Source organism: Kitasatospora sp. NPDC032757 (assembly GCF_055579305.1).
In genome coordinates, this window is record NZ_JBVINN010000092.1 from 1 (window position 1) to 3,617 (window position 3,617).

6 protein-coding genes and 2 pseudogenes are annotated in these 3,617 nt (G+C 64.6%); 4 read left to right on the plus strand and 4 right to left on the minus strand.

Annotated elements, in window-relative coordinates; genetic code table 11:
• Positions 1-148 precede the first annotated feature (148 nt).
• The gene (locus ACZ5WK_RS40130; protein WP_465555497.1) at positions 149-652 is read left to right on the plus strand and encodes a DUF4265 domain-containing protein; all 504 of its coding nucleotides are present in this window, start codon (positions 149-151) and stop codon (positions 650-652) included.
• Positions 653-738: 86 nt separating this feature from the next.
• Positions 739-1,050: a hypothetical protein gene (locus ACZ5WK_RS40135; RefSeq protein WP_465555507.1), complete on the plus strand. Its 312-nt coding sequence runs from the start codon at positions 739-741 to the stop codon at positions 1,048-1,050.
• A gap of 124 nt (positions 1,051-1,174) precedes the next feature.
• On the opposite strand, the pseudogene ACZ5WK_RS40140 reads toward ACZ5WK_RS40135, so the two are convergent.
• From ACZ5WK_RS40140 to ACZ5WK_RS40155, 4 genes and pseudogenes are all read right to left on the minus strand, one after another.
• Positions 1,175-1,351: pseudogene (locus ACZ5WK_RS40140) on the minus strand (RapZ C-terminal domain-containing protein); the annotation flags it as partial.
• A gap of 40 nt (positions 1,352-1,391) precedes the next feature.
• Entirely contained in the window at positions 1,392-1,580 is a 189-nt protein-coding gene (locus ACZ5WK_RS40145; RefSeq protein WP_465555499.1) for a hypothetical protein, read from the minus strand.
• 84 nt (positions 1,581-1,664) lie between these two features.
• Complete coding sequence (locus ACZ5WK_RS40150) at positions 1,665-2,252, minus strand: DUF4240 domain-containing protein (RefSeq protein WP_465555501.1); 588 nt, start codon at positions 2,250-2,252, stop codon at positions 1,665-1,667.
• A 23-nt stretch (positions 2,253-2,275) separates the two neighbouring features.
• Complete coding sequence (locus ACZ5WK_RS40155; RefSeq protein WP_465555503.1) at positions 2,276-2,491, minus strand: hypothetical protein; 216 nt, start codon at positions 2,489-2,491, stop codon at positions 2,276-2,278.
• Positions 2,492-2,625: 134 nt separating this feature from the next.
• Between ACZ5WK_RS40155 and ACZ5WK_RS40160 the strand changes: the two genes are divergently transcribed.
• The gene (locus ACZ5WK_RS40160; RefSeq protein WP_465555505.1) at positions 2,626-3,330 is read left to right on the plus strand and encodes a DUF6000 family protein; all 705 of its coding nucleotides are present in this window, start codon (positions 2,626-2,628) and stop codon (positions 3,328-3,330) included.
• A 3-nt stretch (positions 3,331-3,333) separates the two neighbouring features.
• Positions 3,334-3,528, plus strand: a pseudogene (locus ACZ5WK_RS40165) (SMI1/KNR4 family protein); the annotation flags it as partial.
• Positions 3,529-3,617: the final 89 nt, after the last annotated feature.

Genomic DNA, 3,617 nt, shown 5'->3' on the forward strand with positions numbered 1-3,617 from the left:
GCGACGCGCCGATCTCCACCAGGGACTACTCGACCTCGCCTGCAGCATCATCTGCCTCCGACGCCTTCGAAAGTCATTCTGAAACGATCAGTAAGGACGGGCGGACCTGCGTTCGATGCGTGAAGGCGAGTGCGCGATCATCTGGACCATGACCTCTATGACTCCATCCGAGCCCGTCGCTGCTGAGAGCAATCGGATCAAGGTGTGGTTCCGGTTTGTGCCGCGTGAGGGCTGGCTTCCCCATGACACTGAGGGGTTGTGGGCAACGCGGCTGAGCGCCGATACCGCCCGGGTGGAGAACATCCCCTTCCTGCAGAACGGGGTGGCCGAAGGCGAAATCGTGCGGTTCGTGACGGATGCCGACGGTCTCCACTGGTCGAAGGAGCGGGTGGAGGCGTCGGGCAACTGCACCATCCGAGCCCTGCCCGTTCCCTCGGGTCCGCTGGGGCGAAGCGCTCGGGCTGTTCACGAGCGGCTGTCGCCGTTCGGCCTGGGCGGTGAGGTCTTCAGCGAGGATTTCCCGTTGGTCGCCTTCACCGTGCCGGCCGATGCAGACCTTGGTGGGATCAAGGCATTGCTCGTCCGCGGCCAGGAGGACGGGTGGTGGCACTTCGAGGTTGGCTGCGCCACCGACGCATGGCGCGACGCGTAGTCCAATGTGTGAGAATCAGGCCTCGTGTGCCTGTGGACGGTGCTCGCATGCGAACTCGCCCGCAGGGGTACGGAGAGGTGCTGGAGATGTTCGCTGGGGGAACCGCGCGGCTGCTGGTCAGAAACGACGGTGAAGCGCCGCTGGAGCTGACCGTGGAGCCGTGGGCAGATACCTACCAGATCCTGCCGGGGCAGACCTGCGTCGTTGTCACTCACTCGCCAGCAGGCGACGGTTCTTGGTCCGGGACGTTGCGTGGGGACGAGCCCTTCCAGGTCGACCATCGGCGGGATTCGGTCATGGTGTGGGCCAACGGCAATTGCTTCCACCTCGGTGACATGGCGGGCAATGCGATCGACGCGGCCGACTGGCAGTGCCCTGCCCAGAGTGCGGATTCCTGAGGGCAGCTCCGAGCGGGACCCGATCACGTGCTGGCCGGTTTCAAGACTCGGGGGAGGTGGGCATGCATGTGCTGGAACTCGATGTCGCGGCCGAGGTTTCGAAGCCGGTGTCCGAGTATTTCAGTCAGTCCGCATCCCTGTGGCGCCATCCAGCGCAGCCGATCGCGATGGTGCGCGGGCCTGCGAGGAGCATCGCGTAGGTGACCAGGTTGTCGATCAACTCTCGGGCGCTGGGGGTGTTCAGGACGATCTGTTGGACGCGGGGATGGAACCCGTCGAGGTCGAGGATGTCGCGGGCGACTGCCGGGTCCCGGAGCCGCTCGCGGACGTCTTCGACGCGGTCAGCGGTCGGCGGGGCCGCCGTTGAGGTGGAGGAAGCCGAACGAGATCAGGCTGATCGGGTGCACGGCCGGGGTCTCCTGTTTCCGGTGCGAGTGGTGGCGCGGTGTCGGTGAAGAAGGCATGCCGAGGTCGACCAGTTGCGGCCGACCATCGGATGGGGTGCGATTGAGCGCGCCGAGCTTGGCCATCGCGACCTCGAGGCTGACCTGGAGACCTTCGCGGGGCAGCGGATGCAGGCTTCTCTGAACTGGTGGCGAAGGCGTCCGGCGAGCTCAAGCCTCACCATGGTCAAAGAACAAGCGAGCCAGCCGGGGAAGACGGACATGCATCTCTGAGGCGTCGTCGAAATTGAAGCGCTCCCCCATGTCGACGGGTTCGCCGTCGGTTCGTGGGCCGCAGAACTGGTCGTAGTCGTAGTAGAAGGTGCAGTCGTCCTCGTCTCCGTTGATGCGCTGGTAGGCGTAGGAGGCCGCGTAGTTCACCGTTTCGTTGAAAAGCGCCTCGTCGCTACCTTCGGCTGCCGCGGCGATGACATCTGGGTGCTCGGCGAGAACGTCGGGTGTGTTGGCGGTCCGGTCGTACCAATCCCGGCCCTGGGCGATGAGGCCGGCTCGGAAGCCCATGAAGGCGTCGTCCGAGCAGCCTCCACCGATCAGATAGCCAGCAGCCCACAGGTCCCAGCGATAGATCGCCACATGGAGCTGATCGAAGCACCGCTGGAATTCAAGGATCGTCTGCTTCGAGGTCGCCGCGAGCCGGTCGACCAGCGCCGATGCGAATGCCTGGTGCGGGTCGTCAGAGTCCGAGGCCGCGTCGGTCCGGGCTGTTTCGACGATGGTCCAGAAGTCTTCGATTTTCATGGCCGAACCTTCTCACCTGGCCCTCACAGCAGGGACGACGAGTCTGCCATGCCACTGAGGCCAGTCGTTGTGCGGGTAGGCATGGGGAGGTCGACGGTCTCCGAACTCCGGCGGTCGATCTGGGCGTGTTTGTCCTCTGCGCCGGCGAGGATGATTCGCAGTCCTTCGACCTCGCCGAGCCAGCCTTCGCGCTCGGCCTCGGCGATGTGGGCGATGAGGTTGTCGCGGATCTCCTCCAACCGGCGGAGCTGGGCCGGGTCCGGCCGGCGGAGCGAGCAACGAACGAAAGATTCTCTGAACTGACGATCGCCGCTCGGCGGCCCCGGGGTTAAACCGCCGGCAGCCGGGTGTTGACCCGAGCGAGGATGCAGCTATGCGTCATGCCAACACTGCCCCTGAGCTGTCGGGCTTGGTCCGCCGATTCGTCACGCCCGGACGCCGGTACCTTCGGTTGGGTGGAAGCTCGCTGCGGTTGAGCGGGCCTGAGCGCGATCTGTTCATGAGGGAGTTGGTCCAAGCTGCCTCGGAGATCACTCCCGCTGAGCTCGTCATCCTTTTCGAAGGTGGGTGGCGAGAGTGTAAGACTGCCTCCTGGCTGGTTGTTGTAGCTGGCAGGACCGAGTTCCGAAGTCGTATCGGCGAACTTCTGCTGGCCAGCGGAGGACCCTATGCTGGCGCGGCCTACTGCGTCACTCTTGCCACGTTCGGCGACAGTGCCGACGCAGATTTGCTGTGCAGATACCTTGATCACTACTTGCTGCGGCCTGACCTCGACTACGACCAAGGCCTTGCTCTCGGCGCGCTGCTTCACCTTGATGCCACCCTTGGGACCGAGCACGCATCCCGCTACCTTGCCGTAGGTGGCTTGTGGCAGCAGTGGACCGACGCTCCGCCCCATGGGGGCCGGGATCCGCAGCGTATTCGGCAGTTCGTGGACCGGCTGTGCTCCTTCGCCAGCGAGTGCGCTGAGCTCTTCGCAGCACTGGAAACGAGCATTGATTGTTCGTCTTCTCTGAACTTACTGTCGCCCACCAGTCCGGCCGGCAGCCCTGGCCGTCGACATGTCGGCGGGCTTTGAAGCATCACGGTCACGACCGATATTGATGACCTCGTGCAACGCGTCGCCAGCCGGGCCGCATCGGACAACGCGGACCTTCCCGCGCCTGTCGGCGATGCCAAGATTGCGGAGGCCGAGGGGCAACTGGGATTCGCGCTGCATCCCCTACTTGCACGCCTGTATCGCGAGGTCGCTGGCGGCGGCTTCGGCCCTGATTACTGACTTCGGCGCTTCGGGGTGATTGGCCTGTTCGTGTAGCTGACTGTCGGTCATCTGCGCGCTATGCCGTTGGTATGCGCTATGCGGAT

What these genes read in the sequence shown, in the direction of transcription:
- ACZ5WK_RS40135 (WP_465555507.1), top strand. Translation starts at nt 739, where the DNA reads ATGTTCGCTGGGGGAACCGCGCGGCTGCTGGTCAGAAACGACGGTGAA.
- ACZ5WK_RS40150 (WP_465555501.1), bottom strand. Translation starts at nt 2,252, where the DNA reads ATGAAAATCGAAGACTTCTGGACCATCGTCGAAACAGCCCGGACCGAC.
- ACZ5WK_RS40145 (WP_465555499.1), bottom strand. Translation starts at nt 1,580, where the DNA reads ATGGCCAAGCTCGGCGCGCTCAATCGCACCCCATCCGATGGTCGGCCG.
- ACZ5WK_RS40130 (WP_465555497.1), top strand. Translation starts at nt 149, where the DNA reads ATGACCTCTATGACTCCATCCGAGCCCGTCGCTGCTGAGAGCAATCGG.
- ACZ5WK_RS40160 (WP_465555505.1), top strand. Translation starts at nt 2,626, where the DNA reads ATGCGTCATGCCAACACTGCCCCTGAGCTGTCGGGCTTGGTCCGCCGA.